20 protein-coding genes are annotated in these 18,597 nt (G+C 67.5%); 9 read left to right on the forward strand and 11 right to left on the reverse strand.

Features of this window, described 5'->3' with window-relative positions:
* Window position 1 precedes the first annotated feature (1 nt).
* Together VD964_RS08895 and VD964_RS08900 are read right to left on the reverse strand one after the other, a co-directional pair.
* Window positions 2-376: a (2Fe-2S) ferredoxin domain-containing protein gene (locus VD964_RS08895; RefSeq protein WP_324867682.1), complete on the reverse strand. Its 375-nt coding sequence runs from the start codon at window positions 374-376 to the stop codon at window positions 2-4.
* Complete coding sequence (locus tag VD964_RS08900; protein WP_014249167.1) at window positions 373-624, reverse strand: DUF6489 family protein; 252 nt, start codon at window positions 622-624, stop codon at window positions 373-375. The genes VD964_RS08895 and VD964_RS08900 overlap by 4 nt, the downstream gene beginning before the upstream one ends.
* Before the next feature lie 182 nt (window positions 625-806).
* Here VD964_RS08900 and VD964_RS08905 point away from each other — a divergent pair, with 182 nt between their 5' ends.
* From VD964_RS08905 to VD964_RS08915, 3 genes are read left to right on the forward strand one after another with little or no spacing between them, the layout of a single operon-like run.
* A complete protein-coding gene (locus VD964_RS08905; RefSeq protein ID WP_324867686.1) occupies window positions 807-2,858 on the forward strand; it encodes a thioredoxin domain-containing protein in 2,052 nt (683 codons plus the stop codon).
* An 18-nt stretch (window positions 2,859-2,876) separates the two neighbouring features.
* Window positions 2,877-3,389, forward strand: a complete 513-nt coding sequence (locus VD964_RS08910; RefSeq protein ID WP_324867688.1) for a methylated-DNA--[protein]-cysteine S-methyltransferase — start codon at window positions 2,877-2,879, stop codon at window positions 3,387-3,389.
* Window positions 3,390-3,436: 47 nt separating this feature from the next.
* On the forward strand, window positions 3,437-4,411 hold the full coding sequence (locus VD964_RS08915; RefSeq protein ID WP_324867689.1) for a quinone oxidoreductase: 975 nt from the start codon (window positions 3,437-3,439) through the stop codon (window positions 4,409-4,411).
* A 140-nt stretch (window positions 4,412-4,551) separates the two neighbouring features.
* Here VD964_RS08915 and dnaQ read toward each other — a convergent pair whose 3' ends face one another.
* The 5 genes from dnaQ to VD964_RS08940 are packed head-to-tail and all read right to left on the reverse strand — an operon-like array spanning window position 4,552 to window position 8,184.
* A complete protein-coding gene (dnaQ, locus tag VD964_RS08920; RefSeq protein WP_149223746.1) occupies window positions 4,552-5,235 on the reverse strand; it encodes a DNA polymerase III subunit epsilon in 684 nt (227 codons plus the stop codon).
* Window positions 5,228-5,872 (reverse strand): dephospho-CoA kinase, encoded by a 645-nt coding sequence (coaE, locus tag VD964_RS08925; RefSeq protein WP_324867693.1) that lies wholly within the window; start codon window positions 5,870-5,872, stop codon window positions 5,228-5,230. Before coaE ends, dnaQ begins: the two co-directional genes overlap by 8 nt.
* Before the next feature lie 10 nt (window positions 5,873-5,882).
* Window positions 5,883-6,749, reverse strand: a complete 867-nt coding sequence (locus VD964_RS08930) for a shikimate dehydrogenase (RefSeq protein WP_324867695.1) — start codon at window positions 6,747-6,749, stop codon at window positions 5,883-5,885.
* Window positions 6,746-7,348: a nucleoside triphosphate pyrophosphatase gene (locus VD964_RS08935; protein ID WP_324867697.1), complete on the reverse strand. Its 603-nt coding sequence runs from the start codon at window positions 7,346-7,348 to the stop codon at window positions 6,746-6,748. The genes VD964_RS08930 and VD964_RS08935 overlap by 4 nt, the downstream gene beginning before the upstream one ends.
* Entirely contained in the window at window positions 7,345-8,184 is an 840-nt protein-coding gene (locus tag VD964_RS08940; protein WP_098740894.1) for a pyruvate, water dikinase regulatory protein, read from the reverse strand. The genes VD964_RS08935 and VD964_RS08940 overlap by 4 nt, the downstream gene beginning before the upstream one ends.
* Window positions 8,185-8,686: 502 nt before the next feature.
* Between VD964_RS08940 and hemE the strand changes: the two genes are divergently transcribed.
* The 4 genes from hemE (at window position 8,687) to rho (ending at window position 13,028) form a co-directional block, all read left to right on the forward strand.
* The gene (hemE, locus tag VD964_RS08945) at window positions 8,687-9,712 is read left to right on the forward strand and encodes a uroporphyrinogen decarboxylase (RefSeq protein ID WP_324867721.1); all 1,026 of its coding nucleotides are present in this window, start codon (window positions 8,687-8,689) and stop codon (window positions 9,710-9,712) included.
* Window positions 9,713-9,803: 91 nt separating this feature from the next.
* Window positions 9,804-10,919 carry a ferrochelatase gene (gene hemH / locus VD964_RS08950; RefSeq protein ID WP_324867701.1) on the forward strand — a complete coding sequence of 372 codons (1,116 nt, stop codon included), beginning with the start codon at window positions 9,804-9,806 and terminating at the stop codon, window positions 10,917-10,919.
* A 41-nt stretch (window positions 10,920-10,960) separates the two neighbouring features.
* Window positions 10,961-11,389, forward strand: coding sequence for a protoporphyrinogen oxidase HemJ (gene hemJ / locus VD964_RS08955; RefSeq protein WP_324867703.1), 429 nt, complete (start codon window positions 10,961-10,963; stop codon window positions 11,387-11,389).
* 382 nt (window positions 11,390-11,771) lie between these two features.
* Window positions 11,772-13,028, forward strand: coding sequence for a transcription termination factor Rho (gene rho / locus VD964_RS08960; protein ID WP_085086916.1), 1,257 nt, complete (start codon window positions 11,772-11,774; stop codon window positions 13,026-13,028).
* 188 nt (window positions 13,029-13,216) lie between these two features.
* Here rho and secB read toward each other — a convergent pair whose 3' ends face one another.
* Together secB and VD964_RS08970 are read right to left on the reverse strand one after the other, a co-directional pair.
* Window positions 13,217-13,705: a protein-export chaperone SecB gene (gene secB / locus VD964_RS08965; RefSeq protein ID WP_324867709.1), complete on the reverse strand. Its 489-nt coding sequence runs from the start codon at window positions 13,703-13,705 to the stop codon at window positions 13,217-13,219.
* Between the two features lie 184 nt (window positions 13,706-13,889).
* Window positions 13,890-14,525, reverse strand: a complete 636-nt coding sequence (locus VD964_RS08970) for an FxsA family protein (protein WP_324867711.1) — start codon at window positions 14,523-14,525, stop codon at window positions 13,890-13,892.
* A gap of 259 nt (window positions 14,526-14,784) precedes the next feature.
* Between VD964_RS08970 and VD964_RS08975 the strand changes: the two genes are divergently transcribed.
* Both VD964_RS08975 and VD964_RS08980 read left to right on the forward strand, forming a co-directional pair.
* The gene (locus tag VD964_RS08975) at window positions 14,785-15,465 is read left to right on the forward strand and encodes a Tim44/TimA family putative adaptor protein (protein WP_324867723.1); all 681 of its coding nucleotides are present in this window, start codon (window positions 14,785-14,787) and stop codon (window positions 15,463-15,465) included.
* Between the two features lie 17 nt (window positions 15,466-15,482).
* The gene (locus VD964_RS08980) at window positions 15,483-16,709 is read left to right on the forward strand and encodes a murein transglycosylase A (protein WP_324867713.1); all 1,227 of its coding nucleotides are present in this window, start codon (window positions 15,483-15,485) and stop codon (window positions 16,707-16,709) included.
* A gap of 234 nt (window positions 16,710-16,943) precedes the next feature.
* Here VD964_RS08980 and hslU read toward each other — a convergent pair whose 3' ends face one another.
* Both hslU and hslV read right to left on the reverse strand, forming a co-directional pair.
* Window positions 16,944-18,257: an ATP-dependent protease ATPase subunit HslU gene (hslU, locus tag VD964_RS08985; protein WP_324867715.1), complete on the reverse strand. Its 1,314-nt coding sequence runs from the start codon at window positions 18,255-18,257 to the stop codon at window positions 16,944-16,946.
* Window position 18,258: 1 nt separating this feature from the next.
* Window positions 18,259-18,597 (reverse strand): ATP-dependent protease subunit HslV (gene hslV / locus VD964_RS08990; protein WP_324867717.1); only part of this gene is annotated, 339 nt, incomplete at its 5' end.

The following is an 18,597-nucleotide window of genomic DNA, read 5'->3' on the forward strand; positions in this document are numbered from 1 at the left end:
ATCAGCCGCGCTGCTCGGGGCGCAGCTCCCGCTGCTCCGTGGTCAGCATCAGCCGCTCGACGCGGCGGCCTTCGACCAGATGGGTCTGCAGGATTTCGTCCACGTCGCCGGTGCTGTGATAGGTGTACCAAACGCCATCGGGATAGATCACCAGCGTCGGACCCAACTCGCACCGGTCGAGGCAGCCGGCCGAGTTGATCCGCACCTTGCCGTCGAAGCCGAGTTCACGGGCGCGGGCCTTCATATAGTCGCGCAGCTTCTCCGAGCCGTGGGCGGCGCAGGACCCGCGCTTGTGCCCGTCGGGGCGGCGGTTGGTGCAGCAAAAAACATGGGCTTCGAAATACGGCTTTTGCGCTTCAATAGTTTGGTCGGTCACTTTCTTCCTTCCTGCCCCAGGGCAGACGCCATCTGGGACCAAAACATCTTCTGCATCTGCTCCATGCCCTGGATGCCGGCCGGAAGCCAGGTTTTCAGCATCGTCTCCGGGTCCATGGCCTGGAGGTTCGCACGCATCCGCTCCTGGATCTCGTGCATCATGGCATCCTGCATCGGCTTCACGTCGGGCAGGCCCAGGAAGTGCCGGGCCTCGTCCGGGGTGCAGTCGATGTCGACGGTGATTTTCATGGGACCCCCTCCAGACCGGGACCAAGAGCCGGATCCGGCACCGGTCCAGGCATTGGCCGTGTTGATTTTGGGGTTGAGCGCCGCGGCGGCTCATGCCCCACTATACAGATAGGATGCACTGGCGCAACGCCACCCCGGCGCCACCTATTGATTCACGACACACCAACAGATCGGACACCGCCATGCCCGCCACTCCGTTGGGCGCGAACCTGCTAGGCCGGGAGACGAGCCCCTATCTGCTGCAGCACAAGGACAACCCGGTGCATTGGATGCCCTGGGGACCGGAGGCGTTCGCCCGCGCCAAGGCGGAGAACAAGCCGGTGCTGCTGTCGGTCGGCTATGCCGCCTGCCACTGGTGCCACGTGATGGCGCACGAGAGCTTCGAGAATCCGGAGATCGCCGGGCTGATGAACGAGCTGTTCGTCAACATCAAGGTGGACCGGGAGGAGCGGCCGGACCTCGACACCATCTACCAGTCGGCGCTTGCGCTGCTGGGACAGCAGGGCGGCTGGCCGCTGACCATGTTCCTGACCCCGGATGCGGAGCCGTTCTGGGGCGGCACCTATTTCCCGCCGGCCCCGCGCTATGGCCGCGCCGGCTTCCCTGACGTGCTGCGCGGCATCGCCGGCACCTACGCCAATGAGCAGGACAAGGTCGGCAAGAATGTCGACGCGCTGAAATCGGCGCTTGCGGGGATGGGGGAGAACCGCTCCGCCGGAGCCGTCGATGCCGGGGTGCTGGATCAGGTGGCTCAACGGCTGCTGCGGGAGGTCGATCCAATTCATGGCGGTATCGGCACGGCGCCGAAGTTCCCGCAGGTGCCGCTGTTCGAGCTGCTGTGGCGGGCTTGGCAGCGTACCGGACGCGAACCGTTCCGCGAGGCGGTGACCCACACGCTGGCCAACATGGCGCAGGGCGGCATCTACGACCATCTCGGCGGCGGCTTCGCCCGCTATTCGGTCGACGAACGCTGGCTGGTGCCGCATTTCGAAAAGATGCTCTACGACAACGCGGAGCTGCTCGACCTGATGACGCTGGTCTGGCAGGAGACGCGCGACCCGTTGCTGGAGACCCGCATTCGCGAGACGGTCGGCTGGCTTCTGCGCGAGATGATCGCCGACGGCGGCGGACTCGCCGCAACGCTGGACGCGGACAGCGAAGGCGAGGAGGGACTCTTCTATATATGGAACGAGGAGGAGGTCGACCGGCTGCTGACCCCCGCCCTGGGCGCCGACGGGCTGGCGACGTTTAAGCGCGTTTACGAGGTGCTGCCCCAGGGCAATTGGGAAGGCGTCACCATCCTGAACCGGCTGGGCGGCCTGTCGCTGGCCGACGACGCCACCGAGGCGACGCTCGCGAAGGGCCGCGAGATTCTGCTTCGGGCGCGGGCAAAGCGGGTGCGGCCGGGCTGGGACGACAAGGTGCTGGCCGACTGGAACGGCCTGATGATCGCGGCTCTGACCCATGCCGCCCTGGCGCTGGACGAACCGGAGTGGCTGGACGCCGCCGGGCGCGCCTTCGCCTTCGTCCGCGACCGGATGGATACGGGCGGGCGGCTCTGCCACAGCTGGCGGCACGGGCAGGGCAAGCATGCGGGCATGCTCGACGACTATGCGCACATGGCGCGCGCCGCACTGGCGCTGCACGAGGCGACCGGGGATCCGGCGGCGCTCGATCAGGCCAAGCTTTGGGTGGCGACGCTCGACGCCCATTTCTGGGATGGCGCCAACGGTGGCTATTTCTTCACCGCCGACGATGCGGAAGGGCTGATCGTCCGCACCAAGACCGCCTACGACAACGCCACGCCCAGCGGCAACGGCACCATGCTGGCGGTGCTGACAACGCTGTTCCAGCGCACCGGCGAGGATGCCTATCGCGAGCGGGCGGACGCCCTCGCCGCCGCCTTCTCCGGCGAGTTGACCCGCAACTTCTTCCCCCTGACCACCTTCCTGAACTCCGTGGAACTGATGACGGCGCCGCTGCAGATCGTCGTCGTCGGCCCGCCCAAAGCGGCGGAGACGGAGGCGCTACGCCGCACCGTGCTCGACCATTCGCTGCCCAACCGCATCCTGACCGTGCTCGCACCGGGGGCGGATCTGCCTGCCAATCATCCGGCACAGGGGAAGGGGATGCGCGACGGGGCGGCCACCGCGTATGTCTGCCGCGGCATGACCTGTTCGGCTCCGGTGACGGCGCCGGCGGATCTGGCCGCTCTTCTGTCAAACAAGACCTGAACTTTGCGGGAGGAAACCATGGCGCGTCTTTCCATCGACAGCCCGCTGGGACCCCTGATGCTGACCGGGGACGGATCCGCCCTGACCTCGGTCGGCTGGGGCCGCTTCGACCATGACGAGGCCGATGCGGTGCTGGCCGAGACGGCGCGCCAGCTGGAGGCTTATTTCGCCTGCCGGCTCCAGCGCTTCGACCTGCCGCTGAAGCCGGCAGGCACCCCGTTCCGGCGAAGCGTTTGGGATGCCATGCTGGCGATCCCCTATGGCGGCATCGCGACCTACGGCGGGATGGCGAAGATGCTGGGCAGCGCCCCGCGCGCGGTCGGCGGGGCCTGCGGGGCCAACCCGATCCCGATCATCATCCCCTGCCACCGGGTGCTTGCCAGCGGCGGAGCGCCCGGCGGCTATTCCGGCCATGGCGGGCTCGATACCAAGTCGTGGCTGCTGACGCTGGAACGCCGGCATGCCGGCCCAGAAAATTCCAGCAGGGGGCAGGGCAATGGCGCAGCGGCGGAGCAGTTCGCGCTGCTGTAAGGCTCACCCGAAGTCCAACGATCAACGATAAGGGAAACCAAACCACTATGGTTCACGCGATCCGCATCCACGAGCACGGCGGGCCGGAAGTTCTGCGCTGGGACGAGATCGAGGTGGGAGAGCCCGGTCCCGGTCAGGTGCGCATCCGCCAGACCGCGGTCGGGCTGAACTACATCGACACCTATCACCGCTCCGGCGCCTACAAGCTGCCGGATCTGCCGGCGGTGATCGGCATGGCCGGCACCGGCGTGGTCGAGGCGTTGGGGCCGGACGTCACCACGCTGAAGGTCGGCGACCGCGTCGGCTACGCCATGTCCATCGGCGCCTATGCCGAGAGCCGCCTGATCGCCGCCGACCGGCTGGTGCCGCTGCCGAGCTGGCTCGACGATCAGGCGACCGCCGCCACGCTGCTACAGGGACTGACCGCACAGTATCTGCTGCGCAGCACCTATGTGGTGCAGCCTGGCGACACCATCCTGGTGCAGGCCGCGGCCGGCGGGGTGGGGCTTCTGCTGTGTTCCTGGGCGCGGCATCTCGGCGCCACGGTGATCGGCACCGTCGGGTCGGCGGAGAAGGCCGAACTGGCGAAGGCCCATGGCTGCCACCATACCATCGACTATACCCGCGAGAACTTCGTCACCCGGGTAAAGGACCTGACGGACGGGCAGGGTGTGCCCGTCGTCTATGACGGCGTCGGCAAGACGACCTTCCTGGACGGGCTGGACTGCCTGCGGCCGCGCGGGCTGATGGTGCTGTTCGGTGCGGCGTCGGGTGCGCCGGCACCGTTGGACCTGGGGCTGCTGGCGGCGAAGGGGTCGCTGTATGTGACGCGGCCGACGCTGGCGACCTACACCGCCAAGCGGGAGGATCTGATGGCGTCCGCCGCGGATCTGTTCGACGCGGTGAAGAATGGCGGCGTGACGTTCACGGTGAACCAGCGCTTCGCGCTGAAGGACACGGCGGACGCTCATCGGGCGCTCGAGGCGCGGGCGACGACGGGGTCGACGGTGCTGGTGCCGTAGGAACGCGGGGGGTATCGGCCTGCGATGCCCCCACCCCGACCCTCCCCCGCTCGCGCGGGAGAGGGTGCCTTATGCGAGGCGGCGGCAGTCCCCTCTCCCTCGAAGAGGGGGAGGGTCAGGGAGGGGGCAAGAGACGCAGACTATTCCACCGCCCAGAGTGGGTTCTTCATCTTCTTCAGCATCTCGGCATGGGCCGCGGCTTCCTCGTCGCTGACAGCGAAGACGCGGGCTTCGCGGAAGGGGCGGTCAATGCGGACCGGGCCGGCAGATCCGCCCTTCGATGCCGGACCGCCGGCGAAGGACAGGCCGGTCTGCCGTCCACCCAGCAGCTCCAGATAGACCTCGGCCAGCAGCTGGGCGTCGAGCAGCGCGCCGTGCAGGGTGCGGTTGGAGTTGTCGACGCCGAAGCGCTTGCACAGCGCATCCAGCGTGGCGGGCGAACCGGGGAACTTCTGCCGGGCCATCAGCAGCGTGTCGATGGCACGGTCCTTCGGCATCACCGGATAGCCGGCGATCTTCAGCTCCCAGTTCAGGAAGTGCATGTCGAAGGCGGCGTTGTGGATCACCAGCGGTGAATCACCGATGAAGGCGACGAAGTCGGCGGCGACGTCGTTGAACAGCGGCTTGTCGGCCAGGAATTCCGTGCTCAGCCCATGGACGGCGAAGGCCTCCGGCGGCATGTCGCGTTCGGGGTTGAGGTAGACGTGGAACCGTTCGCCGGTGGCCAAGTGGTTGACCAGCTCGATGCAGCCGATCTCGACCAGCCGATGGCCTTCCTCCGGCTTGAAGCCCGTGGTTTCGGTGTCGAGAACGATTTCACGCATGATGGATTTGCCCTGGTTGATAGCCGCGCGGCGGCCAATGCCTGCCCGGCCGAGACGTCACGTCCCGCACAATGCCCTGAAGCGCCCGCCGCGTCACCAGCCGACCGGCGCCGGTCGGCACGACATAGTCGGCACGCCGTCGTTTCTCCGCATCCGGCATCTGGCGGGCGAGGATGCCGGCGAACTTCTCCGCCGTCATGCCCGGCCGGGCCAGCACGCGGGCGCGCTGGACGGCGAAGGGGGCGGAGACGACGACGGTCGCATCGACCCGCCGCTCGCCATGGGTCTCGAACAGCAGCGGGATGTCCAGTACGGCGATCTTCGCACCGCGGCGTGCCGCACGGGCGAGGAAGCCGCGCTGCGCCGCCTGGACCATCGGGTGCAGGATCGCCTCCAGCCGCTTCAGCGCATCCGGATCACGGAACACTGCAGCGCCCAGCGCGGGCCGGCTGACCGCACCATCGATAACCACACCGGGGAAGGCGGCATCGATGACCGGCACCGCCCGGCCGCCGCGGCCGAGCAGCCCATGCACCACCGCATCGGAATCGCAGACCGGAGCGCCCATAGCCTGCAGCATGCGGGCGGCGGTGCTCTTGCCCATGCCGATGGAACCGGTCAGGCCCAGCACGATCATGGCCCGGCCCTCAACCTTCCAGCACGAAGCGCGTCAGTTCCGCCGTCACCTGCGGCTCGACGCCGAACCAGGCCTTGAAGCCGGGGCGCGCCTGATGCAGCAGCATGCCGACACCGCCGGCCACCGCATTGCCGCGCGCCCTGGCCTCGGCCAGCAGCGGGGTTTCCAGCGGCACATAGACGATGTCGTTGACGACCGCCGGGACGGGCAGGGCGCGCAAAGGCAGGTCCAGCGCCGGCTGGCCCGCCATGCCCTGGGTGGTTGTGTTGACCAGCAGCGCGGCACCGTCGAGAGCCGTTTCACGTGAAACCCAATCGACCACCGTCACGCCGCCGGCAAGCCCCACCGCGGCCAGATCCGCCGCCAAATCCTCGGCACGGGCACGGGTGCGGTTGACCAGGCGGACCTCCGGCGCGCCGGCATCGAGCAGGGCGACCACCACCGCACGGGCGGCACCCCCGGCACCGATCACGACCGCCGGACCGCGTTCCGCCGTCCAACCCGGCTGCTCGGCGCGCAGGTTCTCGATGAAGCCGAAACCGTCGGTGTTGCCGCCCTCCAGCGCGCCGTCCGCCGCCACCACGATGGTGTTGACCGCACCCATGCGCCAGGCAGTCTCGTCCAGCCGGTCGACGGTGCGAAAGGCGATCTCCTTCAGCGGGACGGTGACGTTGCAGCCGCGAAAGCCCAGAGCGGGCAGGGCGCGGATGGCCTGTTCGGCGCGCTCCGGCGCCACCGCCAGCGGCACATAGGCGCCGTCGATCCCATACTGCCGCAGCCAGAATCCATGCAGCCGGGGGGACCGCGAATGACCGATCGGCCAGCCCATCACGCCGGCGACCTTTGCCTTGCCGCTGATTGAATCGACCGCCGTCATTCCTTGCCAACCCCATGCACGCGCAGAAACCCGAGCAGCGGCAGGAGCGGCAACCCGAGGATGGTGAAGAAGTCGCCTTCGACCCGCTGGAACAGCTGCGCCCCCAACCCTTCCAGCTGGTAAGCGCCAACGGAATGCAGCACGTCGTCGCCGACCCGGTCGAGATAGTCGTCGAGGAAGGATTCGGAGAAGTTGCGCATGGTCAGGCGGGCGCTGTCGATCTTGTGCCACATCCGCTCGCCGTCGCGCACCACCACGGCACAGCTGACCAGCCGGTGGGTCCTGCCGCGCAGGTCCAGAAGCTGCGCACGTGCCGCGGCGCGGTCGGCGGGCTTGTCGAACCAGCGCCCCTCGCATTCCAGCATCTGGTCGGCGCCGACCACCAGAGCGCCGGGATGGCGACGGGTGATGCGCTGGGCCTTCAGCTCGGCCAGGGCCTCGGCGACGGCATCGGCCGGCACGCCCTCCGCCCGGCCGGCGGCCTTCACCTCGTCCTCGTCGACCAGAGGCTTGTCGAGGATGGCGCTGACGCCGGCCTGCTCCAGCATCGCCGCCCGCGTGCGCGAGCCGGACGCAAGCACCAGCAGGGGCGCGCTCACGTCTTCTTTCCTTCGGGGCTGAAATTGGCGCTCTGGCGCCGGGCCAGCAGCATCATGATCTCGGCGGCCGTCTCCTCGATGGAGCGGCGGGAGACGTCGATCACCGGCCAGCCGCGCCGGCTGAACAGGCGTCGCGCCTCCTGAACCTCGGAGCGCACCAACTCGGGATCGGCATAGCTGGAGCCTTCGCCCTGGTTGAGCAGCTTCAGCCGGTTGCGGCGAATCTGAACCAGCCGGTCGGGGTCCTTGGTCAGCCCGACGATCAGCGGCCGGGTCAGCAAATCGACCTCGGCGGGCAACGGGCTGCCGGGCACCAGCGGGATGTTGGCCGCCTTGATGCCGCGGTTGGCCAGATAGATGCAGGTCGGCGTCTTGGAGCTGCGCGACACGCCGATCAGCACCACATCGGCCTCGTGCAGGTCCCAGTTCGACTGGCCGTCGTCGTGCGACAGGGCGAAGTCGACCGCATCGATGCGGCTGAAATACTCGGCGTCCAGGACATGCTGGCGGCCGGGCTGACGCTGCGATTCCACGCCCAGGAAGGCGGCGAGTGCATTGATCAGCGGATCGAGCACGGGGATGCAGGGCACCTGCATCTCGCGGCAGAAATCCTGCAGGCGGCGGCGCAGCGTCTCGTCGACCAGCGTGAACATCACCAGCCCGTGATTGTCCCGGATCCCCTCCAGGACAAGGTCGAGCTGGCGGTCGGTCCGCACCAGATTCCAGAAATGCTCGATCGGCCGGACGTCGTCGAACTGGATGACGCAGGCGCGCGCCACGCTGTTGATGGTCTCGCCCGTCGCATCGGACACGAGATGTAGGTGGAACTCTTTCATCCGTCCCCAACATTCTGTGGAGAACCCGGCCCAGATCTGTGGACAACCGGATCCGCCTGCGTTTCATCCCGACCGGGGAACTCCTCCTCCCCGATACGGCCAAGGGGAGGACAACTCCGCCGACCGCTTCGGAAGCTGGGAAGATCCGGCCCCGCCCGCGCTGTTATCCACGGGACTCCCGTTCGTCCAGCTATAGCATTTCCGCCGTTTCCCGGGGTAGTGCTCCGAATCGTCCACAGATCCGCGCACATGCCCGCACAAGCCCCCGGATCTGTGGATAGATTCGCGCTGCCCGGGGATCACCGTTATCCACAGCCATCCACCTCATCCTCTTCCTTTCTCCCTTTAAAAAATATAGTGAAGAAGAGGGGATAAACCCGTCCGAGATTCCGCGTCCGGTTCCGTGTTGGAATCGCGGAATCGAGATCAGCATTCAGGGGAACGCACCGCCTTGTCCGATTCCAGCTCCGCCATCCAGAATCCGAAATCCCCGCTGAAGCCGATGCTCGCCGCTCTGGCGGGAGAGGTGCGGACGCGTCCGCCCTTCTGGCTTATGCGTCAGGCCGGACGTTATCTGCCGGAGTACCGGGAACTGCGGGCGAAGGCGGGCAGCTTCCTCGACCTCTGCTACAATCCCGACTTCGCGGTCGAAGTGACCTTGCAGCCGCTGCGCCGCTACGGCATGGACGCGGCGATTCTGTTCTCCGACATCCTGGTGGTGCCGCACGCCCTGGGCCAGCCGCTGGCCTATCTGGAAGGGGAGGGACCGAAGCTGGATCCGGTCCGCAACGTCCAGGACCTGAAGCGCCTGTCGCGCGACCGCTTCCACGAGACGCTGGCGCCGGTCTACGAGACGGTGCGCCGGCTCTCCACCGCGATCCCCCAGGATACGACGCTGATCGGCTTTGCGGGGGCTCCCTGGACCATTGCCTGCTACATGGTCGAAGGAGCGGGGTCGAAGGAGTATGCGCACGTCAAGCGCTGGGCCTACGGCGACCCGGTGGGATTCGGTCAGCTGATCGACCTGATCGTGGAGGTCACCGCCGACTATCTCTGCCGCCAGATCGAGGCGGGGGCGGAAACGGTGCAGCTGTTCGACAGCTGGGCCGGCGTTCTGCCGGTCGGCGAATTCCGCCGCTGGGTGATCGAGCCGACGCGGCGGATTGTCGCACTGGTGAAGGCCAAGCACCCGAACACGCCGATCATCGGCTTCCCGCGCGGGGCCGGTCACGCCTATGAGGACTATGTCGCCGATGCCGGCGTCGATGCCGTCGGGCTCGACACCACCGTCTCGCCGGTATGGGCGGCGCGCAATCTGCAGACGCGGCTGCCGGTGCAGGGGAACCTCGATCCGATCATGCTGGCCACCGGCGGCAAGGCGCTGGAGACGGCGACCCGCGGCATCCTGGAGGCGTTGGCCGACCGGCCCTTCGTGTTCAACCTGGGTCATGGCGTAATCCAGTCCACCCCGCCCGATCATGTGGCGGCGCTGACCCGGATCCTGCGCGAGTGGCCGGACCGCGGCTGACGGCTTTTCCGGCGGCAGGTGCCAAAGGGTTGAAAAAGCGACGGCGGGGGTCTGGACACAAGCGCGGCGACGCTCCAGTTTAGCGGGCACCATGAGCCAGCAACCTCCCCAGACATCCGCCTCGCAATCCGTTCCCGGCGGCCGGCCGCGCCGCGTGGCCGTCGTGCTGTTCAACCTCGGCGGTCCCGACGCGCCTGAGGCGGTGCGGCCCTTCCTGTTCAACCTGTTCGCGGATCCGGCCATCATCCGGCTGCCGAATCCGTTCCGCTTCCTGATCGCCAGCCTGATCAGCGGGCGGCGGGCGAAGCCGGCGACGGAGATCTATGCCCAGCTGGGCGGCAAGTCGCCGCTGCTGGAGAACACTGAGGCCCAGGCCGCGGCGCTGGAGGCGGCGCTTGGGGCGGATCCGGGGGCAGATCCGGCCGCGGATGGCACGGAGGCCAAGGTCTTCATCGCCATGCGCTACTGGCACCCGATGAGCGCCGAGACAGCGGCCCGGGTGAAGGAATACGACCCGGATCTGGTCGTTCTGTTGCCGCTCTACCCGCAATTCTCCACCACCACCACAGCGTCCAGCGCCAAGGTCTGGCACGAGGCGGCGAAGACCGTCGGGCTGACGGCACCGACCCGGCTGCTGTGCTGCTACCCGACCCAGGCCGGCTTCATCGACGCGTCGGCCGATCTGATCCGTCCGCTGTACGAGGCCGCCGAGGCGCACGGTACGCCGCGTGTCCTGTTCTCCGCCCACGGGCTGCCGAAGAAGGTGGTGACCTCCGGCGACCCCTATCAGTGGCAGTGCGAGCGTACGGCCGAATCCATCGCCGCGGCGCTGGGCATCGAGCATCTGGATTGGGTGAACTGCTACCAGAGCCGCGTCGGCCCGATGGAATGGATCGGCCCCAGCACCGACGCCGAGATCCGCCGCGCCGGCCAGGACGGCGTGCCGATCCTGGTGGTGCCGATGGCCTTCGTGTCGGAGCATTCCGAGACGCTGGTGGAGATCGAGATCGAATACCGCCATCTGGCCAAGGAAGCCGGGGTTCCGCACTTCACCCGCGTGCCGACGGTGGGGGTGCATCCCGGCTTCATCGACGGGCTGGCCCGGCTGGTGCGGCAGATGGTTGCAGGAAAGGCGGCGGTCTGCGCCCAGAACGGCGACCGGATCTGCCCGTCCAACTTCCCCGGCTGCCCGCAGGCGCGGCGCTGAACCGCAACGGCCGAACCGCAAAGAAAGAGGGGACACGCCCGGTGCTGTACGAATGGATCAAGGCGCTGCACGTCATCAGCATCATCGCCTGGATGGCGGGGCTGCTCTACCTGCCGCGCCTGTTCGTCTACCACTGCGAGGTGCCGGCCGGATCCGACACGTCGGAACGCTTCAAGGTGATGGAACGCCGCCTGCTGCGCGCCATCATGAACCCGGCGATGATCGCGGCGTACGTGTTCGGCATCGCCATGATCGTGCTGACGCCGGAATGGATGAAGCAAGGCTGGCTGCATGCCAAGCTGTTGTTCGTCCTGCTGCTGACCGCAAGCCACATGATGATGGCCAAGTGGCGCCGGGAATTCGCCGAGGACCGCAACACGCGCCCGCAGCGCTTCTACCGCATCGCCAACGAGGTGCCGACCCTGCTGATGATCGGCATCGTCATCTTCGTCATCGTGAAGCCCTTCTGACCGGCGGTACGTGATCGAACAGTCTTCCACACCCCGGAAAAAGCGGAATCCGCGACCGGCGCGGGTTTCGCTTTCGTTTGACTTGCGCCCGCCGATCCGATAACCATGTCAGGACCACGGGGTTTTCGCCCCGCGGCCTCCCACGCCCACATCTGCCGATCCGACGCTCTGTTCTTGAGCCGGGCCTGGTGGCTGGCGACCCGCTCCTGTGCGACCATTTTCCGGACGCCCTGGCGCGCGATCGTCAAAGCGCCACCCGCTGCCCACCCGACGCGACCGCGTTGCGGCTCCCGCCGCCTCCAACCGCCGTCCGCCGGGGTTCCAGGCACTTCCCATCCCCTTAGGGTCACCTCCCCCGCATGACGATTTCACAGGCAATCCGATGCATCTCCAAGAGCTGAAGTGCAAAAGCCCCGCCGAACTGCTGGCGTTCGCGGAGGAGCTGCAGATCGAGAACGCGAGCACGCTGCGCAAGCAGGACATGATGTTCGCGATCCTGAAGCAGCTGGCCGAGAACGACATTCCGATCTTCGGCGACGGCGTTTTGGAGGTGCTGCAGGACGGGTTCGGTTTCCTGCGCTCGCCGGAAGCCAACTATCTGCCGGGTCCCGACGACATTTACGTCAGTCCCAGCCAGGTGCGCCGCTTCGGCCTGCGCACCGGCGACACGGTGGAAGGGCAGATCCGCTCGCCCAAGGACGGTGAGCGCTACTTCGCCCTGCTGAAGGTCAACACCATCAATTTCGACACGCCGGACAAGGTCCGTCACCGCATCAACTTCGACAACCTGACGCCGCTCTATCCGGAAGAACGCATCCGGATGGAGGTCGAGGACCCCACCAAGAAGAACCTCACCGGCCGCATCGTCGACTTGGTGGCGCCGCTCGGCAAGGGGCAGCGCGGGCTGATCGTGGCGCCGCCGCGCACCGGCAAGACGGTGATGCTGCAGAACATCGCCCACTCGGTCGCCACCAACCACCCCGAAGCCTACCTGATCGTCCTCCTGATCGACGAGCGTCCGGAAGAAGTGACGGACATGGCCCGCTCGGTCCGCGGCGAGGTCATCAGCTCCACCTTCGACGAGCCGGCCACCCGCCACGTCCAGGTCGCCGAAATGGTGATCGAGAAGGCCAAGCGTCTGGTCGAGCACAAGCGCGACGTGGTGATCCTGCTGGACAGCATCACCCGTCTGGCCCGCGCCTACAACACGGTGGTGCCGAGCTCCGGCAAGGTGCTGACCGGCGGCGTCGACGCCAACGCCCTGCAGCGGCCCAAGCGCTTCTTCGGCGCCGCCCGCAACGTGGAAGAGGGCGGGTCGCTCACCATCATCGCCACCGCGCTGATCGACACCGGCAGCCGCATGGACGAGGTGATCTTCGAAGAGTTCAAGGGCACCGGCAACTCCGAGATCGTGCTGGACCGCAAGCTCTCCGACAAGCGCACCTTCCCGGCCATCGACATCTCCAAGTCGGGCACCCGCAAGGAGGAGCTGCTGGTCGACAAGGGCACCATGTCGAAGATGTGGATCCTGCGCCGCATCCTGATGCCGATGGGCGTGACCGACGCGGTCGACTTCTTGGTCGACAAGCTGAAGCACACCAAGTCGAACAACGAGTTCTTCGAAAGCATGAACCAGTAAGGACCGGACCCGGGTCCTGGCAGATCTCCTGACGCTGGAATGGATCCCCTCTCCCCCTCGGGGAGAGGGGGAATGGCCGGGAAAAGCCGGGGGTTTCGAAGAAGAGCATGAAAAAGGGCGGGGGCCTTTCGGCCACCCGCCCTTTTCTTTTCGACTCCGTCCGATCCGCCTGGGATCGGAAACCCTGATCAGAACGGGGGCTGCTGCGGCTGCTCGGCCTGCTGGGCCGACTGGCGGTGGTACAGCTCGGCGAAGTCGATCGGGTTGATCATCAGCGGCGGGAAGCCGCCTTCGCGGGTCGCGCTGGAGACGATGGCGCGGGCGAACGGGAAGATCATCCGGGCGCCTTCGATCATCAGGACCGGGCGGTGATGCTCTTCCGGCAGGCCGGGGAACTGGAACAGGGCGCCATAGGACAGCTCGACCAGGAAGGCCACGGACTCGCCCTGGCGGGCTTCGCAACGCAGGTTCAGCGTCAGCTCGTAGATGTCCTCGCCGACCTTCTGACCCTGGACGTCGACGCCGATGTTCACCTGCGGCTGCGGCTGGTTGGGCAGCAGGCTCTGCGGGGCGTTGGGGTTCTCGAACGAGAGGTCCTTCACATACTGCGCGAGGACATGCATCGGCAGCGAGGACGCCTGCTGCTGCTCGGCGCCGTTGCTCATCTGATCGGACATAACGGACTCCTAATCGCCGGCCTTCCTCCCGGCCCGGGTTCCGGCTTGGAACAGGGCAGGGGCGGCAGGCCGACCCGGATGTGAGGTGACAGGGTTTGGTTCGCGACGGTTGTGCCTTCGCCCAATGGGCTGGCTATCACGGATCGGCCGTCCTGCCAACGGAAACCGCCTGCAATCCTGCGGCTCAGCGCCGCTCATCCGGGCGGTGCTTCCCCCATTGGGAATCGGTCAGCCGCGTCGCGTCGGCATCGTCCTTCCCATCGCCCGTTCCACCCTCGCCGGGCGTGACGTCGCGGTAATCCACGTCGATCACGCCGGGTGCGGGACGGAAGGGATCATCGGCGCGGCGGGCATCGCCGGGTCCGAAGCCCGGCTCGCCGAAACCACGGTCCGTCGTGCCGCCGAAACCACCGCTTCCGAAGCCGGGCCGTCCGCTGGCGGTGGTCCCGCCCATGGTGAAGACCGGCATGCCGGCGCCGATGCGGCCGAGCAGCCAGCGGCCGATGCCGCGGCGCAGCGGACCGATCAGCAGGACCAGTCCCAGAATGTCGGTCAGGAAGCCGGGGATGATCAGCAGGATGCCGGCCAGCACGGCGCAGAAGCCGTCCAGCACCGTGCCGATCGGCGCCTCGCCGCGGGCCGCCGCGGCCTGCGCACGGGTCAGCGACGACAGGCCCCGGTGGCGGACCAGCAGCACGCCCACCACCGCCGACAGGGCGAGAAGCCCGATGGTCGGCCCGGCGCCGATCCAGTCGCCGACCTGGATGAATCCGACGATCTCCAGGATCGGCAGAAGAAGGATCAACAGCAGGGGATTCATGGTGTCCTTGCTCTTCGGGCTCGCTGCCCCTATCTAGGTTTGGATAGGTCGTCCGGTCGAAAGGCCGGCGGCTCCATCCGGGATGGCGGTTTCTGACGGGCAAGCAACACGTAATGCCGCCCATCCGCAAGGTCCAGGGGTGGGGCCGGCGGTGACGCCGCGGTCGCAGCCGGATCTTTCATCGGATCCGTCGCCGGATCCGCCGTCTCAAGGCCGCTTCCGCAGGTCAATTCGCTTAAGTCGTTGGAAGGAACAGATGATGGGAGATGGGTTCGTGTTCATCGAGATCGTGATCTTCGCGATGATCGCGGCCTTCCTCGTTTATCGGCTGCGCAGCGTCCTGGGCCGACGGACGGGGGAGGAGCGGCAGCGCCCCAACCCGTTCACCCCCGCCCCCAGCACTGCGAAGCCCGACAATGTCGTGCCCCTGCCGGAGCGCAATCGGCCGCGTCCTGATGTCGCAGTCTCTCCGGACGAGCCGCTGTCGCTGGCCGCCTCCATCGACCAGCTCCGTGCCGCCGACCCGACCTTCGACGAAAAGCATTTCCTGGAAGGGTCCAAGGCCGCTTTCGCCATGATCGTCGATGCCTTCGCCCGCGGAGACACCGCAACGCTTCGCCCGCTGCTGGCCGACGATGTGTACGAGAGCTTCGCCCGCGTCATCCGCGACCGTCAGGCTGCCGGCGAGCAGCACGAGGCCCGCATCGAGTTCGTGCGTGAGGCCGAGGTGGTGGAAGCCAGGCTGGATGCCGGCCGGACCGCCTTCGTCACCGTCCGCCTGGTCACCGATCAGGTCAATGTGGTGCGCGACCGCGACGGCACCGTCATCGACGGCGATCCCAAGGCGCTGGTGGAGAACGTCGACGTCTGGACCTTCGCCCGCAACATCCGCTCACGCGATCCGAACTGGTCGCTGGTCGAGGTGCGGCCGGTTCAGTGATCGGACGTCCGCCTGTAATGAACACCCGTCATCGGACCGGTTTCAGCGCCATCGCCCTCTTCGGGGCGGTGGCGTTGCTGTTTTCGGCCTGCACGCCGAAGGACGAAGCGAAGCGGGAGGAGGCCGAGCCGCCGCCCGATGTCCTGACCCTGGCGCCGCTGACCTTCGCCGAGCTTCCGGGCTGGCGGACCGATCCGGTCGCCCAGGCGATCCCGGCGCTCGCCCGCTCCTGTGCCCGCTTCAGGACCCAGCCGGCGGACCGCCCGGTCGGGCCGAACGGGGTGGCCGGCACCATCGGCGACTGGCAGGGCCCTTGCGCCCAACTGGCGGATCTGCCGCCCGGCGACGATGCCGCCCGCGCCTTCTTCGAAGCCAACTTCACCCCCTACGCCGCCGGCAACAACGGCACGCGCGAGGGGCTGTTCACCGGCTATTACGAAGCCGAACTGGAGGGCAGCCGCCGGCCGGATCCGGCCTATCCCGTGCCGCTCTACCGCCAGCCGCCGGATCTGGTGATTGTCGATCTCGGCGACTTCTCCGACCGCTGGCGGGGGGAACGCACCGCCGGCCGGGTGGTGAACGGCCGGCTGAAGCCTTATGAGGACCGCGCCGCCATCGTCGCCGGCTCTCTCAAGGGCAAGGGGCTGGAACTGGTCTGGGTGAAGGATCCGATCGGCGCCTTCTTCCTACAAATCCAGGGGTCGGGCCGGATCCGGCTGACCAATGAAGGCAATGGCGGCAGCGAGATGCGCGTCGGCTACGCCGCCCAGAACGGCCATAAGTACGTCGCCATCGGCAAGGAGCTGATCGACCGCGGCGCACTGAAGCGGGAGGAGGTCTCGCTCCAGACCATCCGCGCTTGGCTGCTTGCCAATCCCGATCAGGCGGCGGGGGTGATGAACGTCAACCCGTCCTACGTCTTCTTCCAGCCGCTGAGCGGCGACGGTCCCAACGGCGCCCAGGGCGTGGCCCTGACGCCGGGCCGCAGTCTGGCGGTGGACTCCAAGTTCATGCCCTATGGGGCGCCGGTCTGGCTGGATGCCGAGGACCCGCTGGACGGCCGGCAGCGGCTGCAGCGGCTGCTGGTCGCCCAGGACACCGGCGGCGCCATCCGCGGTCCGGTGCGCGGCGACGTCTTCTGGGGCCACGGGGCGGAGGCGGAGCAGAAGGCGGGCGTAATGAAGAGCCGCGGCACTTACGCGCTGCTGCTGCCGAAGAGTGTGAAGGTGGCTGCAGGCGGGTAGGGGGAATGTTTCACGTGAAGCAGGGGCTTCAATGGGAAGTTGGACCCCCACCTAACCTCCCCCGCTCTCAGCGGACCTTTGGTCCGCCTGCCGCGTCAGCACAAAGCATAGCTTTGTGCGAGAGCTGGGCGGGGGAGGGACTGCCGCCGCTCTTTCGCTACAGCACTTGATCTCCTCCCCCGCCCAGCGGGGGAGGATCAAGGTGGGGGTCTAACGTCGCAAAGCCCCACACCCTCACAGAATGAACTTCGACAGGTCGGCGTTCTTCGCCAAACCGCCGACCCGCTCGCGCACCAGGGCGGCGTCGATGGTGATCGTCTCGCCGGCGCGGTCGCTGGCGGCGAAGCTGATCTCTTCCAGCAGTCGTTCCAGCACCGTGTGCAGGCGCCGCGCGCCGATGTTCTCGACCGAGCTGTTGATCTCCGCAGCCAGCCGGGCCAACTCGTCGATGCTGTCGTCGGTGAAGACCAGATCGACCTCCTCCGTCTTCATCAGCGCCTTGTACTGGCGGATCAGGCTGGCTTCCGGTTCGGTCAGGATGCGCTTGAAGTCGTCCTGGCTCAGAGCCTTCAGCTCGACGCGGATCGGCAGGCGGCCCTGCAGTTCGGGCAGAAGGTCCGACGGCTTGGCGATGTGGAAGGCGCCCGACGCGATGAACAGGATGTGGTCGGTCTTCACCGGGCCGTGCTTGGTCGACACCGTCGTGCCCTCGATCAGCGGCAGCAGGTCGCGCTGAACGCCCTCGCGGCTGACGTCGGCGCCGCGCGCGTCGGACCGGGCGGAGATCTTGTCGATCTCGTCGAGGAAAACGATGCCGTTCTGCTCGACCGCGCGGATCGCCTCCGCCACCACCTTCTCCTGGTCCAGCAGCTTGTCGGACTCCTCGGCCATCAGCACGCCGTGGCTCTCGGACACCGTCATGCGGCGGGTCTTGGTGCGGCCGCCCATCATCTTGCCGAACATGTCGTTCAGGTTCAGCATGCCCATCTGGGCGCCCGGCATGCCGGGAATGTCGAAGGTCGGCATGTTGCCGGCCCCGGTGTCGGCGACCTGAACCTCGATCTCCTTGTCGTTCAGCGTGCCCTCGCGCAGCATCTTGCGGAACTTGGCCCGCGTGTCGGCACTGGCGCTGTCGCCGCAGAGCGCGTCGAGCACGCGTTCCTCGGCGCGCAACTCGGCCTTGGCGGCGACCTCCTTGCGCAGGCGCTCGCGGGTCAGGCCGATGGCGGCCTCCACCAGATCGCGGATGATCTGCTCCACGTCGCGGCCGACATAGCCGACCTCGGTGAACTTGGTCGCCTCCACCTTCAGGAAGGGAGCCTGGGCCAGCTTGGCGAGGCGGCGGGCGATCTCCGTCTTGCCGACGCCGGTCGGGCCGATCATCAGGATGTTCTTGGGCAGCACCTCTTCCCGCAAGCCTTCCGGCAGCTGCTGCCTGCGCCAGCGGTTGCGCAGCGCGATGGCGACCGCGCGCTTGGCGTCGTTCTGGCCGACGATGTAGCGGTCGAGTTCGGAGACGATCTCGCGCGGCGAGAAGGAAGCGGACATGTCAGAGACTCTCCACCACGACGTTGGTGTTGGTATAGACGCAGATGTCGGCGGCGATCTTCATGGCCTTGCGCGCGATGGCCTCGGCGTCCAAATCGGTGTCGATCAGCGCGCGGGCGGCCGACAGCGCGTAATTGCCGCCCGAGCCGATGGCGATGATGCCGTCCTCGGGCTCGAGCACGTCGCCCTGGCCGGTCAGCACCAGCGACACGTCCTTGTCGGCCACCGCCATCATGGCTTCGAGCCGGCGCAGGTAGCGGTCGGTGCGCCAATCCTTGGCCAGCTCGACACAGGCGCGCGTCAGCTGGCCGGGATGCTTCTCCAGCTTGCCTTCCAGGCG

The sequence above is a fragment of the Azospirillum sp. genome (genome assembly GCF_035628975.1).
Taxonomy (GTDB): domain Bacteria; phylum Pseudomonadota; class Alphaproteobacteria; order Azospirillales; family Azospirillaceae; genus Azospirillum.

Excerpts from the sequence above, each read along its gene's own strand:
- coaE (WP_324867693.1), bottom strand. The coding sequence starts at position 5,872 with ATGATCGTGCTGGGCCTGACCGGTTCCATCGGCATGGGCAAGAGCACC.
- VD964_RS08930 (WP_324867695.1), bottom strand. The coding sequence starts at position 6,749 with ATGACGGCGGTCGATTCAATCAGCGGCAAGGCAAAGGTCGCCGGCGTG.
- dnaQ (WP_149223746.1), bottom strand. The coding sequence starts at position 5,235 with ATGCGTGAAATCGTTCTCGACACCGAAACCACGGGCTTCAAGCCGGAG.
- hemE (WP_324867721.1), top strand. The coding sequence starts at position 8,687 with ATGCTCGCCGCTCTGGCGGGAGAGGTGCGGACGCGTCCGCCCTTCTGG.
- secB (WP_324867709.1), bottom strand. The coding sequence starts at position 13,705 with ATGTCCGATCAGATGAGCAACGGCGCCGAGCAGCAGCAGGCGTCCTCG.
- VD964_RS08970 (WP_324867711.1), bottom strand. The coding sequence starts at position 14,525 with ATGAATCCCCTGCTGTTGATCCTTCTTCTGCCGATCCTGGAGATCGTC.
- VD964_RS08980 (WP_324867713.1), top strand. The coding sequence starts at position 15,483 with ATGAACACCCGTCATCGGACCGGTTTCAGCGCCATCGCCCTCTTCGGG.
- hemH (WP_324867701.1), top strand. The coding sequence starts at position 9,804 with ATGAGCCAGCAACCTCCCCAGACATCCGCCTCGCAATCCGTTCCCGGC.
- VD964_RS08900 (WP_014249167.1), bottom strand. The coding sequence starts at position 624 with ATGAAAATCACCGTCGACATCGACTGCACCCCGGACGAGGCCCGGCAC.
- rho (WP_085086916.1), top strand. The coding sequence starts at position 11,772 with ATGCATCTCCAAGAGCTGAAGTGCAAAAGCCCCGCCGAACTGCTGGCG.
- VD964_RS08910 (WP_324867688.1), top strand. The coding sequence starts at position 2,877 with ATGGCGCGTCTTTCCATCGACAGCCCGCTGGGACCCCTGATGCTGACC.
- VD964_RS08940 (WP_098740894.1), bottom strand. The coding sequence starts at position 8,184 with ATGAAAGAGTTCCACCTACATCTCGTGTCCGATGCGACGGGCGAGACC.
- VD964_RS08975 (WP_324867723.1), top strand. The coding sequence starts at position 14,785 with ATGGGAGATGGGTTCGTGTTCATCGAGATCGTGATCTTCGCGATGATC.
- VD964_RS08905 (WP_324867686.1), top strand. The coding sequence starts at position 807 with ATGCCCGCCACTCCGTTGGGCGCGAACCTGCTAGGCCGGGAGACGAGC.
- VD964_RS08915 (WP_324867689.1), top strand. The coding sequence starts at position 3,437 with ATGGTTCACGCGATCCGCATCCACGAGCACGGCGGGCCGGAAGTTCTG.
- hslU (WP_324867715.1), bottom strand. The coding sequence starts at position 18,257 with ATGTCCGCTTCCTTCTCGCCGCGCGAGATCGTCTCCGAACTCGACCGC.